Source organism: Altererythrobacter sp. B11 (assembly GCF_003569745.1).
In the GTDB taxonomy this organism is placed as follows: domain Bacteria; phylum Pseudomonadota; class Alphaproteobacteria; order Sphingomonadales; family Sphingomonadaceae; genus Croceibacterium_C.
The window spans coordinates 2,234,875-2,256,032 of the sequence record NZ_AP018498.1; the positions used below are offsets into that span (position 1 = coordinate 2,234,875).

The window sequence follows — 21,158 nt, forward strand, 5'->3', positions numbered from 1 at the left end:
GGCGGCGCGAGGCTTTGCCCCGCGCCGCTTGGGCATCAGAGGATTTCCACCGCCACGGCGGTCGCTTCCCCGCCGCCGATGCACAGGCTGGCAATGCCCTTCTTTCCGCCGCGCGCCTTCAGCGCCGCCAGCAGGGTGACGATGATGCGCGTGCCGCTGGCACCGATGGGGTGCCCCAGCGCGGTGCCGCCGCCGTTCACATTGATCTTCTCATGCGGGATGCCGATGTCGCGCATGGCGAACATGGCCACGCAGGCGAAGGCCTCGTTCACTTCGAACAGGTCGATCTCGTCCACGCTCCAGCCGGTCTTCTTCAGCAGCTTCTCGATCGCGCCCACCGGCGCAATCGTGAATTCCTTCGGCTCCTGCGCATGGGCCGCCATGCCCACGATCCGAGCGACAGGCGCAAGGCCCTTGTCCTTCGCCACGCTTTCGCGCGTCACCACCAGCGCGGCCGCGCCGTCGGAGATGGAGGAGGACGTCGCCGCCGTGATCGTGCCGTCCTTGGCGAAGGCGGGCTTGAGCTGGGGAATCTTTTCCGGCCGGCCCTTCGAGGGCGCTTCGTCCGTATCGACGGTGACCTCACCCTTGCGGGTGGCAATCGTCACCGGCGCGATCTCCTCCGCGAAGGCACCGCCGGAAATGGCCGAGTTCGCCCGTGCGAGCGATTCGATGGCATATTCGTCCATGTCCTCGCGCGTGAGCTGGTACTGATTGGCCATGGTCTGGGCGAAGGAGCCCATCGCCGCGCCGGCCTCATAGGCATCTTCCAACCCGTCCAAGAACATGTGGTCATAGGCCGTGTCATGGCCGAGCCGTGCGCCCGAGCGGTGCTTTTTGAGCAGGTAGGGGGCGTTGGTCATGCTCTCCATGCCGCCCGCGATCACCATGTCCACCGCGCCGGCGGCCAGCGCTTCCGCGCCCATGATCACGGTCTGCATGCCGCTGCCGCAGACCTTGTTCACCGTCGTGGCCTCCACGGACTTCGGCAGGCCGGCCTTGATCGCCGCCTGTCGCGCCGGCGCCTGGCCGAGACCTGCCGGAAGCACGCAGCCCATATAGATGCGATCCACGTCCTCGCCGCTCACGCCCGCGCGCTCCACCGCCGCCTTCACCGCCGTGGCGCCGAGATCGGTTGCGGAGGCATCCGCCAGCGAGCCCTGCATGCTGCCCATGGGCGTGCGCGCATAGGAGAGGATGACGATGGGATCGGCGTCGCTGAAATTCGGCATGGACGGGCTCTCCTGAGCAGGGATGTGATGGGAAGTGCGATTTAGGAAGCGGATGTGACATTGGCAATTAATACCCCGCACACCCGCTGCGCCGCCGGGGTCGGGCGAAAAGCGCGCCATGCCCCTTGAATGCCGCAATGCAGGGGGATAGGGGCCTCACGTCCGGTATTCCTAGCGAGTCAGCCCTTTGGTCGATCTCACCCAATATCTTCCGATCCTGATCTTCCTCTTCATTGCGGTGGGTCTGTCGTCCCTGTTCGTGTTCCTGCCGATCGGCGTGTCGCGCCTCACCGGCAGCTACAAGCCGTCGGCGGAAAAGCTCAGCGAGTATGAATGCGGCTTCCCCGCCTTCGAAGATCCGCGCAGCCAGTTCGACGTGCGCTTCTATCTGGTGGCGATCCTGTTCATCATCTTCGACCTGGAAGCGGCATTCCTGTTTCCTTGGGCGGTGAGCCTCGATCTCACCGGATGGGCGGGCTGGCTGACCATGATGATCTTCCTGTTCGAACTGGCCATCGGCCTTGCCTATGCGTGGAAGAAGGGAGCGCTGGAATGGGAGTGAAGGACGATATTCCCGGCGCCCATCTGGCGGCCAGCTCGACGCGCGATCCCGCGCATAACGCGGCGCTGCACCACCAGCCCACCGCGCTCGGCGGCGAGACGCGGCATCCGGACGCCGACTATTTCAACGCGCTGCAGACCGAGGTGAACGACAAGGGTTTCCTCGTCACCAGTACGGAAGAGCTGTTCCAGTGGGCCCGCACGGGTTCGCTGTGGTGGATGACCTTCGGCCTCGCCTGCTGCGCGGTGGAGATGATCCATGTGAACATGCCGCGTTACGACATGGAGCGGTTCGGCGTCGCCCCGCGCGCGTCCCCGCGCCAGAGCGACGTGATGATCGTGGCCGGCACGCTGTGCAACAAGATGGCTCCGGCGCTCCGCAAGGTCTATGACCAGATGTCGGATCCGAAATACGTGATCTCCATGGGCAGCTGCGCCAATGGCGGCGGCTATTACCACTACAGCTACAGCGTTGTGCGCGGCTGCGACCGGATCGTGCCCGTGGATATCTACGTGCCGGGTTGCCCGCCGACTGCCGAAGCGCTGCTGTACGGCGTGATGCAGCTGCAGCGGAAGATCCGCCGCGAAGGGACGATTGAACGATAATGGCCGCCGTCCTCCATTCCGCCCCGAAGATCTCCGTGATCGAAGGGATCGCCGATACGCTCGCCGCCGCGCTGGGCGACATGCTGATCCACCAGAAGGAAGAGCATGGCGAGATCGTGCTCTCCGTGCAGCGGGAGCGCGTGGAAGACGCGCTGCGCCTGCTGCGTGACGAGCATGAATACCAGCAACTGATGGAGATCGCCGGCGCGGATTATCCGATCCGCGAAGAGCGGTTCGAAGTCGTCTACATGCTGCTGTCGGTCACCCGCAATCACCGCATCATGGTGAAGTGCCGCGCTGCCGAAAATACTCCCGTACCCACGGTCACCACGCTGTGGCCTAATGCCGGGTGGCTGGAGCGCGAGGTGTACGACATGTACGGCGTGCTGTTCGACGGCAACACCGACCTGCGGCGTATCCTCACGGACTACGGCTTCGAAGGGCATCCCTTCCGCAAGGATTTCCCGCTCACCGGCTATCAGGAACTGCGCTATTCCGAGGAGGAAAAGCGCGTGGTGTATGAACCCGTCGAGCTGGCGCAGGATTTCCGCACCTTCGATTTCATGAGCCCATGGGAAGGCGCGGATTACATCCTGCCGGGCGACGAGAAGTCGCAGGTTCCGCCGCCGGCCCCGATGCCGCAGGCGGTGAAGGAGCCGAATGGCACGGTCGACACCAAGGAACCGGTGACCCGGGGCGACCCGAAGGCCGATGTGCCGCAGACGACCGACAAGCCTTCCGATACCGGCGCGGGCGCGAAGACGGACGCCAAGGCTGCCGATCGTGTGGCGCCCGCATCGCGCGGCGGCACGGTTGCGGGGCAGGGTGACGGCGAGCCGGTGCCGGTCGAGACTGATGTGGCGGAGCCCGAGGCTCCCGAGCCGACCGAGAGCCGGTCTGACGAAGCCGCGCCCAAGCCGCGCGGCCGCCGCAAGAAGGGTTCCACCGCGCCCGGCAAGGACGGAGACGAGTAATGGCGGGCCTGATCCAGGAATCGTCGCCCACCACCGGCGATGACGTCATCAGCAATTACACGATCAACTTCGGGCCGCAGCACCCGGCGGCGCACGGCGTGTTGCGCATGGTCATGGAGCTGGACGGCGAGATCATCGAGCGGATCGATCCGCATGTGGGCCTGCTCCACCGCGGCACCGAGAAGCTGATCGAGCACAAGACCTATCTGCAGGCGCTGCCCTATTTCGACCGGCTCGATTACTGCAGCCCGCTGTGCATGGAGCACAGCTATGTGCTGGCAATCGAGAAGCTGCTGAATCTCGAAGTGCCGCTGCGCGCGCAATATCTGCGCGTGCTGTTTGCGGAGCTGACGCGCATCAGCAACCACCTGCTCAACATGGGCAGCCATGTGATGGACGTCGGCGCGATGACGCCGAACCTGTGGCTGTTCGAACTGCGCGAGGACTGCCTCAATTTCTTCGAACGCGCGTCGGGCGCGCGGATGCACAGCGCCTGGTTCCGTCCGGGCGGCGTGCATCAGGACGTGCCGCTGAAGCTGCTCGCCGATATCGGCGACTGGGTCGACACGCGCCTGCCCGAGCTGTTCGAGGATGCGCTGTCGCTGGTTGCGGACAACCGCATCTTCAAGCAGCGCAACGTCGATATCGCGCTGGTGAGCAAGGAAGATGCGCTGGCCTGGGGCTTTTCCGGGCCGATGATCCGGGCGGCGGGCATCCCGTGGGATATCCGCAAGAGCCAGCCCTATGATGTGTACGACCGGATGGATTTCGAAATCCCGGTGGGCACCAATTCGGACTGCTACGACCGGTTCATGGTCCGCGCGGAAGAGGTGCGCCAGTCCGCTCGCATCATGAAGCAGTGTCTGGCCGAGATTCCGGAAGGGCCGATCGCCAGCAGCGACCGCAAGATTGTGCCGCCCAAGCGCGGCGAGATGAAGCAGTCGATGGAAGCGCTGATCCACCACTTCAAGCTCTACACTGAAGGCTTCCATGTGCCGGCGGGGGAGGTCTATGTGGCGACCGAAAGCCCCAAGGGGGAATTCGGCGTCTATCTGGTGAGCGACGGCACCAACAAGCCCTATCGCTGCAAGATCCGCCCCACGGCCTTCAGCCATCTGCAGGCGATGGATTTCATGAGCAAGGGACACATGCTGCCGGATGCGACTGCCATTCTCGGCGCGATCGACGTGGTGTTCGGGGAGTGCGACCGGTGAGTAAGCTGGCCATCGCCGAACTGATGATCGCGCATTACAACGCGCAGGATGCCGACGCCTATGTCGCGCTGATGACGGAGGATGCCTGCGAGGCAGGCTATCGCGGCGCAGTGGTCCGCGAAGGGCGCGAGGGCACGCGCGAAGGTCTCAAGAAGATGTTCGCCGAGTTCCCGCAGAATCGCGCGGAAATCCTCAAGGGCTACGAACTCGGCGATTATGCCGTGTTGCACGAGCGTGTATCGCGCTCCAGCGACAGCGAGCCGTTCGAAGTCATGTCTGTCTATTCCTTCGAGGGCGACAAGTGCTCTCGCGTGGAGTTTATCCGCTAATGGCTGATCGTCATCTCGAGCCCGACAGCCCGGAAATCCGCGCGCGCTGGGGCAATTGGACCTTCAACGAGAAGTGGGCGGCCAAGGCGAAGGAAGCCGTGGCCCGCTATCCCGAGGGCCGGCAGAAGAGCGCCGTGATGGCGCTGCTCGATTACGCCCAGCGCCAGGTGGGCGAGGAAACGAACACGCAGGGCTGGCTGCCGATCCCGGTGATCGAATATGTCGCCGCGCAGCTGGACATGCCGGTGATCCGCGTGGTGGAGGTCGCGACCTTCTACACGATGTACAACCTCGTCCCGGTGGGCAAATTCCATGTGCAGGTCTGCGGCACCACGCCCTGCATGCTGCGCGGCTCGGACGATATTCTCGATGCCTGCTACAAGCGCGGGATGAAGAAGGGCCACACCACCGGTGATGGCCTGTGGACGCTCAGCGAAGTGGAATGCATGGGCAACTGCGCCAGCGCGCCCATGGTCCAGATCAATGACGACAATTACGAGGACCTCACGCCCGAACGGCTCGACGCCGTGCTCGACGCGCTGGCCGCCGGCCAGACGCCCAAGCCCGGGACCCAGGAGCCCGGCCGTCATACGGTTGAGCCTTCGGGCGGCCCGAGCACGCTGAAGGACATGGTGAGCGAAAATCACGATTACCGGGGTGAGTGGTGATGCCGAAATCGCTCAGGCTTGGCGCTCCGCTGGTCGGGATCGTTTTCCTCCTGCTCGCGGTGTTCAAGTTCCTCACCGGCCACAACTGGATCGTCTGGCTGATCCTGGCTTTCCTGTTCGGCGGCTTCCGCTTCTTCTTCGACAAGGCGGAGAAGGAGCCGGAGGCATGAGTATCGCCACCATCATCATTGCTCTGGTGCTTGCCCTCGTTGCATGGAAAGTGCTCGCCGGAGTTCTCAGGATCGGCGCGATCCTCGTAATCGTCGTGCTTGCCGCCTTCTTCCTTTCGCATGTCCTTTCGCAGGGAACGATCTGATGCTCGCTGACAAGGACCGCATCTTCACCAATCTCTACGGCTATCAGCCGTGGAACCTGCCCGCCGCCCAGGCGCGCGGGGACTGGGACGATACCAAGGCCATCCTCGCCAAGGGGCAGGATGCCATCATCGAGGAAGTGAAGGCGTCCGGCCTGCGCGGCCGCGGCGGCGCGGGCTTCCCCACCGGCATGAAGTGGAGCTTCATGCCCAAGGAATCCAAGGACGGGCGGCCCAGCTTCCTCGTCATTAATGCCGACGAATCCGAGCCAGGGTCGTGCAAGGATCGCGAGATCATTCGCCACGATCCGCATAAGCTGGTGGAAGGGGCGCTGATCGCTGGCTTCGCCATGCGTGCGCGGGCGGCCTATATCTACATCCGCGGCGAATATATCCGCGAGGCCGAAGTGCTCTTCGCTGCCGTGGCGGAAGCCTATGACGCGGGCCTGCTGGGCAAGAACGCCGCCGGCTCCGGCTATGATTTCGACGTCTTCGTCCATCGCGGCGCGGGCGCCTATATCTGCGGCGAAGAGACCGCGATGATCGAAAGCCTCGAAGGCAAGAAGGGCCAGCCCCGGCTCAAGCCGCCGTTCCCGGCGGGCGCCGGCCTCTATGGCTGCCCCACCACGGTCAACAATGTGGAATCGATCGCCGTGGTGCCCACCATCATGCGACGCGGCGGGGCGTGGTTCGCCAGCTTCGGGCGCGAGAACAACAAAGGCACCAAGCTGTTCCAGATCAGCGGGCATGTGGAAAAGCCCTGCGTGGTGGAAGAGGCGATGAGCATCCCCTTCCGCGAACTGATCGAAAAGCATTGCGGCGGCATTCGCGGCGGGTGGGACAATCTGCTCGCCGTGATCCCCGGCGGCTCCTCCGTCCCGCTCGTCCCCGGCGAGATGATGATGGACGTGCCGATGGATTTCGACGGCTGCAAGGAAGTCGGTTCCGGCCTCGGCACCGCGGCGCTGATCGTGATGGACAAGTCCACCGACATCGTGCGCGCGATCAGCCGCCTCAGCCACTTCTACAAGCACGAGAGCTGCGGCCAGTGCACGCCGTGCCGCGAAGGCACGGGCTGGATGTGGCGCGTGATGGAGCGGCTGCGCACGGGGGACGCGCGGGTCGAGGAGATCGACCTGCTGCAGCAGGTGACGAAGCAGGTGGAAGGCCACACGATCTGCGCCCTGGGCGACGCGGCCGCCTGGCCGATCCAGGGCCTCATCAAGCATTTCCGCCCCGAGCTGGAACGCCGCATCGCCGAGCGCGAGGGCGTGCTGCAGGAGGCGGCGGAGTAATGCCCCGCGTCTCGCCCATCCTGCGCGGGCTTGTGCTGTCGGCAGCGATAGTTGCGGGCTACGTGCCCGCCGTCGCCGGCGAGCAGCAGACAGAAGGTGAGAAGCGGCACAGTATCCTCAAACCCGAGCTTCAGACCGGCACTGCCTTCCGCGCAAAGCCGCGGGAAGTGGAAGATCCTGCGGTCGTGAACCGGATGAGCAAGGCAGTGGCCAATTGCGTCAATGGTCGCGAAGCGGGGATGGTCCGCTCTTTCCTGAGCGTGAGCGACCCGGTGGACACCGATCGCGAAGCAGCGGACTTCCGCTGGAGCCGCTTCATGGACGTGTTGGAAGGGTGCATGAAGACGCGCTGGAACGAAATGCCTAACGATCCGCGGCGAACGACGCTGGGTATGGCCTTCAGCGACAGTCGCCTGCGGGCACTTCTGGAAGAAGAAGTGTATCTGGCTCAGAACGACACTGCTCCCGAGGCGGTGGCCGGACAGCCGTTTCAGACCAAGCGCTTCTATGTTTCGTCCGATGAGAATCTGGCCAGAGCACAGGGGCTTGCCGATTTCGCGGACTGCCTCGCGCATCGTGATCCCAAGACGGCGGACGCCTTGCTTCGCACCGAACCTGGATCATCGGCAGAGCGGCAGGCGGCAAAGGCGCTGGCGCCTTCGCTCGGCGCGTGTCTGGCCAAGGATCAAACGATTGAGTTTACCGCCAGCTCGATAAGGGCTCTGGCAGCTGACGGGCTGTGGGCGTGGACCACGCTCGGTCCGGCGACAGCGGAATAGAGGGGCAAGATGCCTAAAGTCACCGTAGACGGCGTAGAGATCGAGGTTCCGAACGGGGCCACCGTGCTGCAGGCTTGCGAGCTTGCCGGTAAGGAAATCCCGCGCTTCTGCTATCATGAGCGGCTGTCGATCGCCGGCAATTGCCGCATGTGTCTGGTCGAGGTGAAGCCGGGGCCGCCCAAGCCGCAGGCGAGCTGCGCGCTGCCGGCGACCGAAGGGCAGGAAATCCGCACCGATAGCGAAATGGTCAAGAAGGCGCGGGAAGGGGTGATGGAGTTCCTCCTCATCAACCATCCGCTCGATTGCCCCATCTGCGACCAGGGCGGTGAGTGTGACCTGCAGGATCAGGCCGTCGCCTATGGCCGCGGCGGCTCGCGCTATTACGAGAACAAGCGCGCGGTGACCGAGAAATACATGGGCCCGCTGATCAAGACGATCATGACCCGCTGCATCCACTGCACCCGCTGCGTGCGCTTCTCGGAAGAGATCGCCGGCGTGGACGAAATCGGCGCGCTCTATCGCGGCGAGGACATGCAGATCACCACCTATCTCGAACGCGCGGCCAGCCACGAGCTGTCCGCCAATGTGATCGACCTGTGCCCGGTCGGCGCGCTGACCAGCCGCCCCTACGCCTATGAGGCGCGGCCGTGGGAGCTCCGCAAGACGCTGGGCATCGACGTGTCGGACGCAATGGGCACCAACATCCGCATCGACAGCCGCGGGCGCGAGGTGCTGCGCATCCTGCCCCGCGTCAATGACGATGTGAACGAGGAGTGGATCAGCGACAAGGCGCGCTTCCAGGTCGACGGGCTCGTCCGCCGCCGCCTCGACAAGGTGTGGATCCGCCGGCGCGGCAAGCTCGAGCAGGCGAGCTGGGACGAGGCGTTCAAGGCCATTGCGAAGGTGAAGCCCGGCGCCAGCACGGCGGCGATTGCCGGCGACATGCTGGACTGCGAGACGATGTTCGCGGCGAAGTCGCTGCTCGGCGCGCTGGGCTCGACCCTGATCGAGAGCCGCCAGACCGGGATGGACTATCCGGTCGGCAATCTCGCCGCGCTGAATTTCAACACGACCTTTGCGGGAATTGAAGAGGCTGACGCGGTCCTCATCGTCGGCAGCCATGTCCGCTGGGAGGCGCCGCTGCTCAATGTGCGGCTGCGCAAGGCGGCCAAGAAGGGCGCGAAGATCTTCCTCATCGGGCCGGAATGGGAGACCACCTATCCGGCCGAGTTCCTCGGCGATGACCCCACACTCTTGCACAACCTCCCCGAAGGCGTTGCAGAGGCGATGCAGAAGGCCGAAAAGCCGGCCATTATCGTCGGCGGGGCGGGGCTTGTGGCCGGCGCGCTCGATCCGGCGCTGACGCTGGCGGAGCAATGGAATCTGGTCCGCGAAGGCTGGAACGGCTTCAATGTGCTGCATTTCTCCGCCGCGCGCATGGGCGCACTGATGCTCGGTTTCGCGCAGAAGGGCGGCCTTGCTGACCTCGTGAGCGCAGAGCCGAAGCTGGTGCTGGCACTGGGCGCAGATGAGGTGGATTTCTCCAAGTTCCCCAATGCCTTGAAGGTCTATATCGGCCATCACGGGGACAAGGGTGCCCATGCCGCGGACATCATCTTGCCCGCCAGCGCCTACACCGAGAAATCAGGCACTTACGTGAACGCCGAAGGCCGCGTGCAGTTCGCCGACAAGGCGGTGTTCGCCCCCGGCGACGCGCGCGAGGACTGGACGATCCTGCGCGCTCTCGCCGATGCGCTGGGTGTCTCCGTCGGCTTCGACAGCTTCGACGAATTGCGCGCTGCGATGATCGCCGAAGTTCCGGCCCTTGGCAGGGAAGGCCTGGCGGATTACGGAGCGCTGCCGAAGGCGAATGCGTCGGCGCGCGCCACGGGTAGCATCGCCTATCCGATCAAGGACTTCTACATGACCAACCCGATCAGCCGGGCGAGCCCCACCATGCAGCGCTGCTCTGCCGAGCTGCTGCATGGCGCCGATCTGGCGGAGGCGGCGGAATGACCGCTTTCTTCGAATCGCTGGGCATGTCCTACGGTTGGGCCTGGGCGGTCGCGACCTTTGCCGGGATCCTGCTGATCGCGCTGCCGCTGATGCTGGCCGTGGCTATGGTGATCTATGCGGAGCGCCGCTTCTGGGGTGCCTTCGCGCTGCGCCGCGGGCCCAACGTCGTGGGCCCCTTCGGGCTGCTGCAGAGCTTCGCGGACGGCCTCAAGGTCTTCCTGCAGGAAACCATCATTCCCTCGGCGGCGAACAAGGGCCTGTTCCTGATCGCGCCGATCATCACCTTCTCCGTGGCGCTGATGGCCTGGGCGGTGATCCCGTTCAATTCGGGCGCCGTGCTTGCGGACATCAATGTCGGCCTGCTCTACGTGCTGGCGATCAGCTCGCTCGGCACCTACGGCGTGGTGATCGCGGGCTGGGCGTCCAACTCCAAGTACCCGTTCTTCTCCGCCATGCGCGCCGCCGCGCAGATGATTTCCTATGAAGTCTCGATCGGCTTCATCCTGATCTCGGTGGTGCTGTGGGCGGGCACGTTCAACATGAACGGCATCGTCGAGGCGCAGCGCGGGGCAATCCTCGGGATCAATGCCTTCGGCGTGAATCCGCTGCTGTTCCCGATGTGGGTGCTGTTCCTGATCTCGGCCATGGCCGAAACCGCGCGCGCGCCGTTCGACCTCACCGAGGCGGAGAGCGAGCTCGTCGCAGGCTACCAGACCGAATATTCCTCCATGGCCTTCGCGCTTTACTGGCTTGGCGAGTACGCGAACGTCCTGCTGATGTGCACGCTCAACGCGGTGCTGTTCTGGGGTGGCTGGCTGCCGCCGGTGGATTGGGCGCCGCTCTACGCCGTTCCGGGCGTGATCTGGCTGCTCGCAAAGACCTTCTTCTTCTTCTTCGTGTTCAGCTGGGTGAAGGCCACCGTGCCGCGCTATCGCTACGACCAGCTGATGCGGCTTGGGTGGAAGGTGTTCCTGCCGCTGAGCCTGCTGTTCGTGGTGCTCGTTTCCGGCTTCCTGATGCTTACGAGGTATGGCGCATGAAGTGGGTCGTCATCATTGCTGCGGGAATCGCTTCACAGGCGGCCGCAGCCGAAACCTCAGCATACGATTGTATGCTTGGGGAAATCTATTCGATCCGTGCCGATAGCGAAGGCAAGGACGTCGTCAATCCAATCCAGTTTCGTGGCGGTCTCGGTGATAAGGCGTGGGGCTTCTCGCTCATCCAGGACGAGGAAACCGTCGAGATTTCTTGGCCCGAAAGCCCAATGCAATTTTCCGGGAAATCTCCACTGATCCAGACGAGCGAAGATTCCTATGCAAGTTTTCGCGTTGGGCGAGGGCCGTGCCTTTTCACGGAAGGCCACTGCGGAACGCTGCTTCAGTTCGCCAAACAGTCTGACGGGCGCCTCAAAATTCAGCTTCAGCCGATAGCGCTTTTGAGTTTCGAGGATGGGCATCGTGAGCCATTCATTGCGTACATCAACGGAACTTGTGAAGCGAAGGACGGCGATCAATGACTCCCGCCCAGCTCGTCAAATCCTTCACCCTGTGGGAATTCCTCAAGGCGCATTCGCTGACCTTGAAATATTTCTTCAAGCCGAAGGCGACGATCAACTATCCCTTCGAGAAGAACCCGCTGTCCCCGCGTTTTCGCGGCGAGCATGCGCTGCGCCGCTATCCTAACGGGGAAGAGCGTTGCATCGCCTGCAAGCTGTGCGAGGCGGTGTGTCCGGCACAGGCGATCACGATCGAAAGCGAACCGCGCGAGGACGGCAGCCGCCGGACGACGCGCTATGACATCGACATGACGAAGTGCATCTACTGCGGCTTCTGCCAGGAAGCCTGCCCGGTGGATGCGATCGTCGAAGGGCCGAATTTCGAGTACTCCACCGAAACGCGCGAGGAGCTGCTCTATGACAAGGCAAAACTGCTGGCGAACGGGGACAAGTGGGAGCGGGCGATTGCCGCGAACCTTGAAGCCGATGCGCCCTATCGTTAACCGGCGCACGGGATCGTACGGGGCTTCATGATTCACATATTCGCCTTCTATCTGTTCGCCGTGCTGGTCATCGCCAGCGCCACGCTCACCGTGATGGCGCGCAATCCGGTGCATTCGGTGCTGTGGCTGATCCTCTCCTTCTTCAATGCGGCGGGGCTGATGATCCTGGTCGGCGCAGAGTTCATCGCGATGCTGCTGGTGATCGTCTATGTCGGCGCGGTCGCGGTGTTGTTCCTCTTCGTGGTGATGATGCTGGACATCGACTTTGCGGAGCTGCGGGCCGGCTTCGTGAAGAACTTCCCGCTCGGCATCGCCATTGCGCTGGTATTGCTGGCGGAGCTGGTCCTGGGCGTCGGTGCCTATCGCGTAGGCGCGCTGCAGCTCGGTACCCCGTCCGGTGACGCAGCGCCGATCCTGGGCGAAAGCAATATCGAGAACATCGGCGCGCTACTCTACGGCAAGTACCTGTTCCTGTTTGAAAGCGCGGGTGTGATCCTGCTCGTGGCAATGGTCGGCGCGATCGTGCTCACTCACCGCGAAGTGCGCGCCCCGCGCGGACAGCAGAAGATTTCCCGCCAGATCGCCCGCCGGCCGGAAGAGGCGACTGTCAACGCGCGACCCGAAGTGGGCAAGGGGGTGCAGCTGTGATCGGCATCGAACATTATGTCGTGGTGAGCTCGATCCTCTTCGTGCTCGGCGTGCTCGGCATCTTTCTCAACCGCAAGAACATCATCATCATCCTGATGGCGATCGAGCTGATCCTGCTCGCGGTGAACATCAATCTGGTCGCCTTCAGCGCCTTTCTCGGCGATCTGACAGGGCAGATCTTCGCCATGTTTGTGCTGACCGTGGCTGCCGGTGAGGCCGCCATCGGACTCGCCATTCTGGTGATCTATTTCCGCAGCCGCCACACGATCGCGGTGGACGACGTCAACCGGATGAAGGGGTAACGGTCAGGTGTCGTCCATACTGGTCATCGTATTCCTGCCGCTGCTGGCAGCACTCGTCGCAGGGCTGGGCAATCGCGCCATCGGCAATGTGCCCGCGAAGGTGGTCACCACCGGCGCACTGTTCCTTTCCTGCGCGCTATCCTGGCCGATCTTCCTCACCTATATCGGTGGCGACGTGCCGGCGCAGGTCGTGCCGGTCCTCAAGTGGGTGCAGTCCGGCGCGCTGACGTTCGACTGGGCGCTGCGCGTGGATACGCTCACCGCGATCATGCTGGTCGTGGTGACCAGCGTCTCCGCGCTCGTCCATCTCTATAGCTGGGGCTACATGTCGGAAGACCCCGACCAGCCCCGCTTCTTCGCCTATCTCAGCCTGTTCACCTTCGCCATGTTGATGCTGGTGACGGCGGACAATCTGGTGCAGATGTTCTTCGGTTGGGAAGGCGTGGGTCTCGCCAGCTACCTGCTGATCGGCTTCTGGTTCCGCAAGCCGAGCGCGAGTGCCGCCGCGATCAAGGCCTTCGTGGTCAACCGCGTGGGCGATCTCGGCTTCATGCTCGGCATTTTCGGCACCTTCCTGGTGTTCCAGACCGTCTCCATTCCCGAGATCCTCGCTGCCGCGCCGGCCATGAAGGGTGCGTCCACCATCGGTTTCCTTGGCATGCGGCTCGATACGATGACGGTGCTGTGCCTGCTGCTGTTCGTGGGCGCGATGGGTAAGTCGGCCCAACTGGGGCTGCACACCTGGCTTCCGGATGCGATGGAGGGCCCGACGCCGGTGTCCGCGCTGATCCACGCCGCCACGATGGTGACAGCGGGCGTGTTCATGGTGTGCCGCCTTTCGCCGATGTTCGAAGCGGCTCCGGCCGCGCTGACCTTCGTCACCTTCATCGGCGGCGCGACCTGCTTCTTCGCCGCGACGGTGGGTACCACGCAATGGGACATCAAGCGCGTGATCGCCTATTCCACCTGCTCGCAGCTGGGCTACATGTTCTTTGCGGCAGGCGTAGGCGCCTATGGCGCGGCCATGTTCCACCTGTTTACGCATGCCTTCTTCAAGGCGCTGCTGTTCCTGGGCGCCGGCTCGGTGATCCATGCGATGCATCACGAGCAGGACATGCGGTACTATGGCGCGCTGCGTAAGCAGATCCCGATCACTTTCTGGGCGATGATGGCCGGCACGCTGGCGATCACCGGTGTGGGTGTGGCGGGCGTGTTCGGCTTTGCCGGCTTCTATTCCAAGGATGCCATCATCGAAGCGGCCTATGCCAGCGGTACGGAAATGGGCCGCACGGCCTTCTGGCTCGGCGTCGTGGCTGCGCTGCTGACGAGCTTCTATTCCTGGCGCCTGATGTTCCTGACCTTCTGGGGCAAGCCGCGCTGGGCCGACAGCGAGCATATCCAGCACGCCGTCCACCACGGGCATGACGAGCCGGAAGATGCCAATCCTCCCTCGCAGGAAGATGCCGGGCATGATGCGACGCATCACGTGCCGAGCCCGCACGAGGACGATGGCACCGCCGGCTATCAGCCGCATGAAAGCCCGGTGGTGATGCTGGTGCCGCTGATCGTGTTGTCGCTGGGGGCGGTCTTTGCCGGCTTCCTGTTCTACGCGCCTTTCATCGAAGGCGAGGCGTTCTGGAACGGATCGATCGCCTACAACGAGCATCTGGTGCATGCGATGCACGGTGTGCCGCCGCTGGTGAAGCTGGCTGCCACAATCGTGATGCTGATCGGCCTCGTCAGCGCCTGGTATGCCTATATCCGCAACACGGCAGTTCCGGCCGCGGTGGCGGAGCAGCTCGGGCCGGTTTACCGCTTCCTCTACAACAAGTGGTATTTCGACGAGATCTATCATTTCCTGTTCGTGAAGCCCGCTTTCGTGATCGGCCGCCTGTTCTGGCTGCGCGGCGACGTGGGCCTGATCGATCGCTTCGGTCCCAATGGCGCGGCCTGGGTGGTGGAGAAGGGCTCTGTGCTCGCGCATCGCGTGCAGTCGGGCTATCTCACCAGCTATGCCCTGGTGATGCTGCTCGGCCTTGTCGCCGCTATCAGCTGGGTGCTTGTCTGATGGGAGGCTTCCCCATTCTTTCGCTGATGTTGCTCGTTCCGCTGGCGGGCGCGATCGCCTGCCTGTTCGCGGAGGCGAAGCTCGCCCGCATGATCGCGCTGGCTGCGACGCTGATCGATCTGGTGCTCGGCATCGCCTTGTGGGCCAGCTTCGATGTGGGCGGGGCACAATGGCAGTTCGTCGAACGGGCGCCGATCTTCGCAACCTTCCAATGGGCGCTGGGGATCGACGGCATCGCACTGATGCTGATCGTGCTCAGCGTGTTCCTGATGCCGATCTGCATCGGGGCGAGTTGGAACGCGATCACCCGCCGCGTGGGCGAATACATGGCGGCCTTCCTGCTGATGGAAGTGCTGATGATCGGCGTGTTCGCCGCGCAGGACCTGTTCCTGTTCTACATCTTCTTCGAAGCTGGCCTTATCCCGATGTATCTGATCATCGGCATCTGGGGTGGCGATAACCGCATCTACGCGAGCTATAAGTTCTTCCTCTACACGCTGCTCGGCTCGGTGCTGATGCTGATCGCGATGCTGTGGATGGTGAATGTCGCGGGCACTACGGACATCCCCACGCTGATGGCCTATGACTTCCCGGCAGGGGCGCAGACCTGGCTGTTCCTGGCATTCTTCGCCAGTTTCGCGGTGAAAATGCCGATGTGGCCGGTGCATACCTGGCTTCCCGATGCGCACGTTCAGGCGCCCACTGCGGGCTCCGTCATCCTTGCCGGCGTGCTGCTGAAGATGGGCGGCTATGGCTTCATCCGCTTCAGCCTGCCGATGTTCCCGGAAGCGAGCGCGCAATTCGCCTGGCTGATCTGGGGCCTCTCCATGGCGGCGGTGGTGATCACCAGCCTCATCGCGCTGGTCCAGCACGATATGAAGAAGCTGATCGCCTATAGTTCGGTAGCCCACATGGCCATCGTCACCATGGGCCTGTTCGCTTTCAACACGCAGGGCCTGGAAGGCGCGATGATCGTGATGCTCAGCCACGGCCTCGTGTCGGGCGCGCTGTTCCTCTGCGTCGGCGTCATCTACGATCGCCTGCATACGCGGGAAATCGATCGTTATGGCGGCCTGTCGATCAACATGCCGCGCTATGCGATGTTCTTCCTGCTGTTCACCATGGCGAGCATCGGCCTTCCGGGCACGAGCGGCTTTGTCGGCGAATTCCTGAGCCTCGCGGGCATCTATCAGGCGTCCAGCTGGGTCGCGCTGATCGGTACGACCGGGATCATTCTCGGTGCGGCCTATATGCTCTTCCTCTATCGCCGCGTGGCTTTTGGCGAGCAGAAGAACGCCGACGCAGCCGCCATGCCCGATCTCGATGGACGTGAGTGGCTGATGCTGGGTTCGCTCGCTGCCGCTGTGCTGTGGATGGGCGTCTATCCCGAGAGCTTCCTTGCCCCCATCCGGCAGGATATCCAGGCGCTTGATGCCCGGGTTGCGCGATCGGCGCCGCATGGCGATGCCAATTTGAAGATCGGCGCGCCCCTGCCCGCCGCAGAAACTGAAGCGCACGGGGAGGCGCACTGATGGAGTTTTCGACCTCCCTTGCGCTGATCGCGCCGGAGATTGTCCTGTCCGTCAGCGGCCTTGCGCTGCTGCTCGTTGCCGCCTGGGGCGGGGACAAGGCGTCGCGCCTGATCAGCATCCTTGCCTGCGTGGCCCTCGGTGGCGCCTTCTTCCTTGTGGCGCCAAGCGTCTGCGGCGCAGCTGCTGGCCCGGATACGATTGCCTTTGGGGGCCAGTTCGCGGCGGATGCCTTCGCCGGCTTCGCCAAGCTGATGATCTTCGCGGCTTCGGGCGCCGTGCTGGTGGTGGCTCCGGCCTTCCTCGAGCGTACGGGCTCCATGCGTGCCGAATTGCCGGTGCTTGTGCTGTTCGCCGCCCTGGGCATGAGCATCATGGTCTCGGCGACAGACCTGCTGACGCTCTACATCGGGCTCGAGCTCAACAGCCTTGCGTCCTACGTGCTTGCCGCGTTCCTGCGCACGGATGATCGCTCGGCGGAGGCGGGCCTCAAGTATTTCGTGCTTGGCGCGCTGGCCTCGGGCATCCTCCTCTTCGGCATCAGCCTGACCTACGGCTTTACCGGCAGCACCAGCTTCGCCGGGATCGGCGCTGCCTTTGCCGGTGCGCTGCCGATGGGTGCCCTGTTCGGACTGGTGTTCGTTCTCGCGGGCCTCGCCTTCAAGATCAGCGCCGTGCCGTTCCATATGTGGACGCCAGACGTTTATGAGGGCGCGCCCACACCGGTGACGGCCTTCTTCGCCACGGCGGCGAAGGCTGCGGCGGTGGTGCTGCTGGCCCGGGTTTCGCTCAGCGCATTCGGCGGCCACGCGGATGTCTGGCGCCAGATTGTGGTGTTCCTCTCGCTCGCGTCGATCGTCGTCGGCGCACTGGGCGCGATCGGGCAGAGGAGCCTGAAGCGGCTGCTCGCTTACTCATCGATCAACAATGTCGGCTTCCTGCTGATCGGCCTTGCCGCTGCAACGCCGCAGGGTGCCAGTGCGATGCTGGTCTATCTCGCCATCTATGTCGCGATGACGGTGGGCAGTTTCATCGTGCTGATGATGCTCAAGGATGCGCAGGGCGAACCGGTGGTGGCGATCGCTGATCTGGCCGGCCTGTCAACCACGCGCCCCGCGCTGGCATGGTGCATGATGGCGCTGATGTTCAGCACCGCTGGCATTCCGCCGCTGTTCGGCTTCTGGGCGAAGTTCGTCGTCTTCCAGGCCGCAGTGCAGGCCGATCTGATTGTGCTGGCAGCCCTGGGCATTGCCGCATCGGTGATCGGCGCCTTCTACTACATCATGATCGTCAAGGTGATGTTCTTCGACGAGCCGGTGGACCGGGTGAAGGGCGAGAGCGACTGGGCGCACTGGGCGCTGCTGGCGATCAGCACGCTGGTGATTTCTCCGCTGGGCTATCTTCTCACGGGCTGGCTCGGCAGGCTGGCGGACGGGGCCGCCGCGGCACTCTTCCTGCTGGCCTGACTTGCCTCCCCGCTTCGAGATCGTTCGCGAGACGGGCTCTACCAACGCGGATCTGCTTGCGCGGATTCGCTCGGGCAACGCCCCGCCGGAGGGCTTCTGGCTAATCGCTGACGCGCAAGTGGCCGGTCGCGGGCGGCAAGGGCGCAACTGGCTGGACGCGCCGGGCAATTTCATGGGCTCCACGGTGGTTCACCTTGGGCCGGATCAGCCGCCCCCCGCGAGCCTGTCATTCGCAGCGGCCCTGGCGCTGTACGAGACGATCATCGAAGTCCTGGGCCGTCCCGTGGGGGTCACCCTGAAATGGCCGAACGACGTCTTGATCGGCGGCGCGAAGTTCTCCGGCATATTGCTGGAGCGGGAAGGGGCCCATGCGGTGATCGGCATCGGCGTGAATCTCTCCGCTGCCCCGGACATCGCCGGCCGATCGACCCGCAGCCTTGCCCAGAGCGGGCCGGCGCCCGATCGCGATGCTTTCGCCCGCGTGCTCGCCCTGCAGATGGATCGCGAATTGGCTCGCTGGCGCGAGTTCGGCCTCGCACCGCTGCTGGAGCGGTGGCTTGCAGCTGCGCATCCGGCGGGCGCGCCGCTTTCGGTGCATGATTCGTCAGGCGTGCGCTTGTCCGGCCATTTTGCCGGGGTGACCGACGACGGCGCCCTGCGGCTGAGCTTGGCGAATGGTGAAGTGCGTGTCATCCACGCGGGCGACGTGGAGCTGGAAGGGAACTGAGCGATGCTGCTCGCCGTGGACGTCGGCAACACTAATGTGGTCTTCGCGCTGTTCGAGGGCCGCGAAATCCGTGCACGCTGGCGGATCGCCACCGACCCGCGACGGACTGCCGATGAATATGCTGTGTGGCTGCTCCAACTCCTCGCAATAGAGGGGAGGGGCCCCGGCGACGTCGACCGGATGATCATTTCCACCGTCGTCCCGCGCGCCCGGCACAATCTGGCAGTGCTAGGGCAGAAGTATTTCGGGCTGACGCCGCTGTTCGCCGGCGAGGGGGCTGCCGACTGGGATTTCCCGATTGAGGTCGAGGCCCCGCGCTCGCTGGGGGCCGATCGCGCGGTCAACGCCGTGGCTGCCCATGCGAAGTATTTCGGCGACCTGATCGTAATCGATTTTGGCACGGCCACGACCTTCGATGTCGTGGATTTCAAGGGCGCCTACAAGGGCGGGATCATTGCGCCCGGCATCAATCTTTCGCTGGATGCGCTGGTGAACAACACGGCCAAGCTGCCGCGGATCGCGATTGAGGCGCCGCGGGGCAATTCGCTGATTGGCCGGAATACGGAAGACCAGATGCTGATTGGTGTGTACTGGGGCTACGTGGCGATGATGGAAGGGCTGATTGCCCGCCTGCGCGCCGAAATCGGCAGACCGGCAAAGGTGGTCGCCACGGGCGGGCTGGCCTTGCTGTTTGACAAGCACACGGAGATTTTTGACGCGGTGGATGCAGATTTGACATTGGAAGGCCTGGCGATCCTGGCCGCAAAGGCGGATGCGGCGTGAAGAAGGATTTCACGCCGGAAAACGAATTGCTGTTCCTTGCGCTCGGTGGATCGGGCGAGATCGGAATGAACGTCAACCTCTACGGCTGCCAGGGCAAGTGGCTGATGGTCGATCTCGGCATGAGCTTCGGCGCCAATGAGTATCCGGGCACGGAGCTGCTGTTTGCGGATATCGAGTTCATCGAGGAGCGCGCCGACGACCTGCTGGGCATCGTGCTGACCCACGCGCATGAAGATCACATCGGCGCCGTGCCCTATTTCGCCGCGGAACTGGGCGTGCCGCTTTATGCCACGCCGTTCACGGCTGAACTGGTGATGCGCAAGCTCGAGGAAGCAGGCCTGGTCGGCGAGGTGGAGCTGAACATGGTGGGCGAGGATCACGGCAGCATCGCCCTGGGCCCGTTCGAGGTCACCTATATCCCGCTCGCGCATTCCATCGCGGAGGGGAATGCGCTGCTTATCGAAACACCCTTCGGCAGGATTTTCCATACCGGCGACTGGAAGCTCGACGAGGAGCCGCTGGTGGGTGAGCCCGCCACCGAAGAGGAACTGACCGAGATCGGTGACGAGGGCGTGCTCGCGCTCGTGTGCGATTCCACCAATGTCTTCAATCCGGCGCCGTCGGGCTCCGAAGGGGCGGTCTATCGCGGCCTGCTGGAGGAAGTGCGACGGCACCCGGGCAAGAGGGTGCTGGTGACGACCTTTGCATCCAATGTCGCCCGCCTGCAGACGCTGGGCCATGTGGCGGAAGAGACAGGGCGGCAGCTCTGCGTGGCTGGTCGATCGCTCGATCGCATCATCGAGGTGGCGCAGAACAACGGCTATCTGGAGCATCTGCCCCCGCTGATCGACTTCAACACCGCAATGGATTTGCCGCGGGGAGAGGTGCTGATCCTGGCGACCGGCGGTCAGGGGGAACCGCGCGCGGCGCTGGCGCGCATTGCGGAGGACAATCACCCGATCTCGCTGACCGAAGGCGATGTGGTGCTGTTTTCCAGTCGCCAGATCCCCGGCAACGAAATTGCCATCGGCCGCGTGCAGAATCGCCTGGCCGCGCGGGGGATCACCATGGTCACCGACCGGCAGAGTGAAATCCATGTCTCTGGCCATCCCGGCCGGCCCGAGCTGGAGGCGCTCTATGGCTGGCTCCGCCCTGAGATCCTCATCCCCGTGCATGGGGAGATGCGGCACATGCAGGAACAGGCGCGCGTCGGGCTTGAAAGCGGCATCCCTTCTGCCGTGGTGCAGAAGAACGGGGACATCGTCCGCATAGCGCCCGGCGCGCCCGGCAAGCTGGCCGAAGTGCGCTCCGGCAGGCTGGTGCTGGACGGCGACATCATCGTTCCCGCCGATGGGGAGGCGATCTCCATGCGCCGACGGCTTGCCCGTGATGGCCTGCTGATCGTAGTTCTCGATCGGCAGGCGAAAGCCCGGATCGAAGGGATCGGGCTTCCGCTGGATGAGGATTACGCCGCCTTCATTGAAGAGGCGGAAAGCGACGTGGCGAATGCGCTCCGCCGTCTCAAGGGGCGGGACCGCAACGATCCCGACGCCGTCACGGAAGCCGCACGGCTTGCGGCGCGCCGCGCGGCGCAGCGCTGGTCGGGCAAGAAGCCGCAGACCCGCGTGATCCTGCCGGCGGAGTAGGCCC

23 protein-coding genes are annotated in these 21,158 nt (G+C 64.0%); 22 read left to right on the plus strand and 1 reads right to left on the minus strand.

The genetic code is table 11. The features are described from left to right. Window positions 1-35 precede the first annotated feature (35 nt). Window positions 36-1,232, minus strand: coding sequence for a thiolase family protein (locus tag AEB_RS10675; RefSeq protein ID WP_119083182.1), 1,197 nt, complete (start codon window positions 1,230-1,232; stop codon window positions 36-38). Between the two features lie 187 nt (window positions 1,233-1,419). On the opposite strand from AEB_RS10675, the gene ndhC reads away from it, so the two are divergent. The 22 genes from ndhC (at window position 1,420) to AEB_RS10775 (ending at window position 21,154) form a co-directional block, all read left to right on the plus strand. Beyond that, window positions 1,420-1,794: an NADH-quinone oxidoreductase subunit A gene (gene ndhC / locus AEB_RS10680; protein WP_119083183.1), complete on the plus strand. Its 375-nt coding sequence runs from the start codon at window positions 1,420-1,422 to the stop codon at window positions 1,792-1,794. Continuing rightward, window positions 1,785-2,399, plus strand: a complete 615-nt coding sequence (locus AEB_RS10685) for a NuoB/complex I 20 kDa subunit family protein (protein ID WP_231958677.1) — start codon at window positions 1,785-1,787, stop codon at window positions 2,397-2,399. Before ndhC ends, AEB_RS10685 begins: the two co-directional genes overlap by 10 nt. After that, window positions 2,399-3,373 (plus strand): NADH-quinone oxidoreductase subunit C, encoded by a 975-nt coding sequence (locus AEB_RS10690; RefSeq protein ID WP_119083184.1) that lies wholly within the window; start codon window positions 2,399-2,401, stop codon window positions 3,371-3,373. The genes AEB_RS10685 and AEB_RS10690 overlap by 1 nt, the downstream gene beginning before the upstream one ends. Then, entirely contained in the window at window positions 3,373-4,587 is a 1,215-nt protein-coding gene (locus AEB_RS10695) for an NADH-quinone oxidoreductase subunit D (RefSeq protein WP_119083185.1), read from the plus strand. Before AEB_RS10690 ends, AEB_RS10695 begins: the two co-directional genes overlap by 1 nt. 23 nt (window positions 4,588-4,610) lie before the next feature. Next, window positions 4,611-4,916 carry a nuclear transport factor 2 family protein gene (locus AEB_RS10700; protein WP_119084590.1) on the plus strand — a complete coding sequence of 102 codons (306 nt, stop codon included), beginning with the start codon at window positions 4,611-4,613 and terminating at the stop codon, window positions 4,914-4,916. Next, window positions 4,916-5,584, plus strand: a complete 669-nt coding sequence (locus tag AEB_RS10705) for a complex I 24 kDa subunit family protein (protein ID WP_119083186.1) — start codon at window positions 4,916-4,918, stop codon at window positions 5,582-5,584. Before AEB_RS10700 ends, AEB_RS10705 begins: the two co-directional genes overlap by 1 nt. Next, window positions 5,584-5,754 (plus strand): hypothetical protein, encoded by a 171-nt coding sequence (locus AEB_RS18175; protein WP_172593063.1) that lies wholly within the window; start codon window positions 5,584-5,586, stop codon window positions 5,752-5,754. The genes AEB_RS10705 and AEB_RS18175 overlap by 1 nt, the downstream gene beginning before the upstream one ends. Beyond that, window positions 5,751-5,900, plus strand: coding sequence for a hypothetical protein (locus AEB_RS18180; RefSeq protein ID WP_172593064.1), 150 nt, complete (start codon window positions 5,751-5,753; stop codon window positions 5,898-5,900). Before AEB_RS18175 ends, AEB_RS18180 begins: the two co-directional genes overlap by 4 nt. Beyond that, window positions 5,900-7,192 (plus strand): NADH-quinone oxidoreductase subunit NuoF, encoded by a 1,293-nt coding sequence (gene nuoF, locus AEB_RS10710; RefSeq protein ID WP_119083187.1) that lies wholly within the window; start codon window positions 5,900-5,902, stop codon window positions 7,190-7,192. Before AEB_RS18180 ends, nuoF begins: the two co-directional genes overlap by 1 nt. A 62-nt stretch (window positions 7,193-7,254) precedes the next feature. Next, window positions 7,255-7,971, plus strand: a complete 717-nt coding sequence (locus AEB_RS10715) for a hypothetical protein (protein ID WP_145985294.1) — start codon at window positions 7,255-7,257, stop codon at window positions 7,969-7,971. A gap of 9 nt (window positions 7,972-7,980) precedes the next feature. Beyond that, the gene (nuoG, locus tag AEB_RS10720) at window positions 7,981-9,987 is read left to right on the plus strand and encodes an NADH-quinone oxidoreductase subunit NuoG (RefSeq protein ID WP_119083189.1); all 2,007 of its coding nucleotides are present in this window, start codon (window positions 7,981-7,983) and stop codon (window positions 9,985-9,987) included. Continuing rightward, window positions 9,984-11,027: an NADH-quinone oxidoreductase subunit NuoH gene (gene nuoH, locus AEB_RS10725; RefSeq protein ID WP_119083190.1), complete on the plus strand. Its 1,044-nt coding sequence runs from the start codon at window positions 9,984-9,986 to the stop codon at window positions 11,025-11,027. The genes nuoG and nuoH overlap by 4 nt, the downstream gene beginning before the upstream one ends. Beyond that, the gene (locus tag AEB_RS10730; RefSeq protein ID WP_119083191.1) at window positions 11,024-11,503 is read left to right on the plus strand and encodes a hypothetical protein; all 480 of its coding nucleotides are present in this window, start codon (window positions 11,024-11,026) and stop codon (window positions 11,501-11,503) included. The genes nuoH and AEB_RS10730 overlap by 4 nt, the downstream gene beginning before the upstream one ends. Then, window positions 11,500-11,985: an NADH-quinone oxidoreductase subunit NuoI gene (gene nuoI / locus AEB_RS10735; RefSeq protein ID WP_119083192.1), complete on the plus strand. Its 486-nt coding sequence runs from the start codon at window positions 11,500-11,502 to the stop codon at window positions 11,983-11,985. The genes AEB_RS10730 and nuoI overlap by 4 nt, the downstream gene beginning before the upstream one ends. 27 nt (window positions 11,986-12,012) lie before the next feature. Beyond that, entirely contained in the window at window positions 12,013-12,633 is a 621-nt protein-coding gene (locus AEB_RS10740; protein ID WP_119083193.1) for an NADH-quinone oxidoreductase subunit J, read from the plus strand. Next, the gene (gene nuoK / locus AEB_RS10745; RefSeq protein ID WP_119083194.1) at window positions 12,630-12,935 is read left to right on the plus strand and encodes an NADH-quinone oxidoreductase subunit NuoK; all 306 of its coding nucleotides are present in this window, start codon (window positions 12,630-12,632) and stop codon (window positions 12,933-12,935) included. The genes AEB_RS10740 and nuoK overlap by 4 nt, the downstream gene beginning before the upstream one ends. A gap of 7 nt (window positions 12,936-12,942) precedes the next feature. Then, the gene (gene nuoL, locus AEB_RS10750) at window positions 12,943-15,003 is read left to right on the plus strand and encodes an NADH-quinone oxidoreductase subunit L (RefSeq protein ID WP_119083195.1); all 2,061 of its coding nucleotides are present in this window, start codon (window positions 12,943-12,945) and stop codon (window positions 15,001-15,003) included. After that, window positions 15,003-16,535 carry an NADH-quinone oxidoreductase subunit M gene (locus tag AEB_RS10755; RefSeq protein WP_119083196.1) on the plus strand — a complete coding sequence of 511 codons (1,533 nt, stop codon included), beginning with the start codon at window positions 15,003-15,005 and terminating at the stop codon, window positions 16,533-16,535. The genes nuoL and AEB_RS10755 overlap by 1 nt, the downstream gene beginning before the upstream one ends. Further along, complete coding sequence (gene nuoN, locus AEB_RS10760; protein WP_119083197.1) at window positions 16,535-17,998, plus strand: NADH-quinone oxidoreductase subunit NuoN; 1,464 nt, start codon at window positions 16,535-16,537, stop codon at window positions 17,996-17,998. The genes AEB_RS10755 and nuoN overlap by 1 nt, the downstream gene beginning before the upstream one ends. A 1-nt stretch (window position 17,999) precedes the next feature. Next, entirely contained in the window at window positions 18,000-18,725 is a 726-nt protein-coding gene (locus AEB_RS10765) for a biotin--[acetyl-CoA-carboxylase] ligase (RefSeq protein WP_119083198.1), read from the plus strand. 3 nt (window positions 18,726-18,728) lie between these two features. Further along, on the plus strand, window positions 18,729-19,508 hold the full coding sequence (locus tag AEB_RS10770) for a type III pantothenate kinase (RefSeq protein WP_119083199.1): 780 nt from the start codon (window positions 18,729-18,731) through the stop codon (window positions 19,506-19,508). Further along, window positions 19,505-21,154 (plus strand): ribonuclease J, encoded by a 1,650-nt coding sequence (locus AEB_RS10775; protein WP_231958678.1) that lies wholly within the window; start codon window positions 19,505-19,507, stop codon window positions 21,152-21,154. The genes AEB_RS10770 and AEB_RS10775 overlap by 4 nt, the downstream gene beginning before the upstream one ends. Window positions 21,155-21,158: the final 4 nt, after the last annotated feature.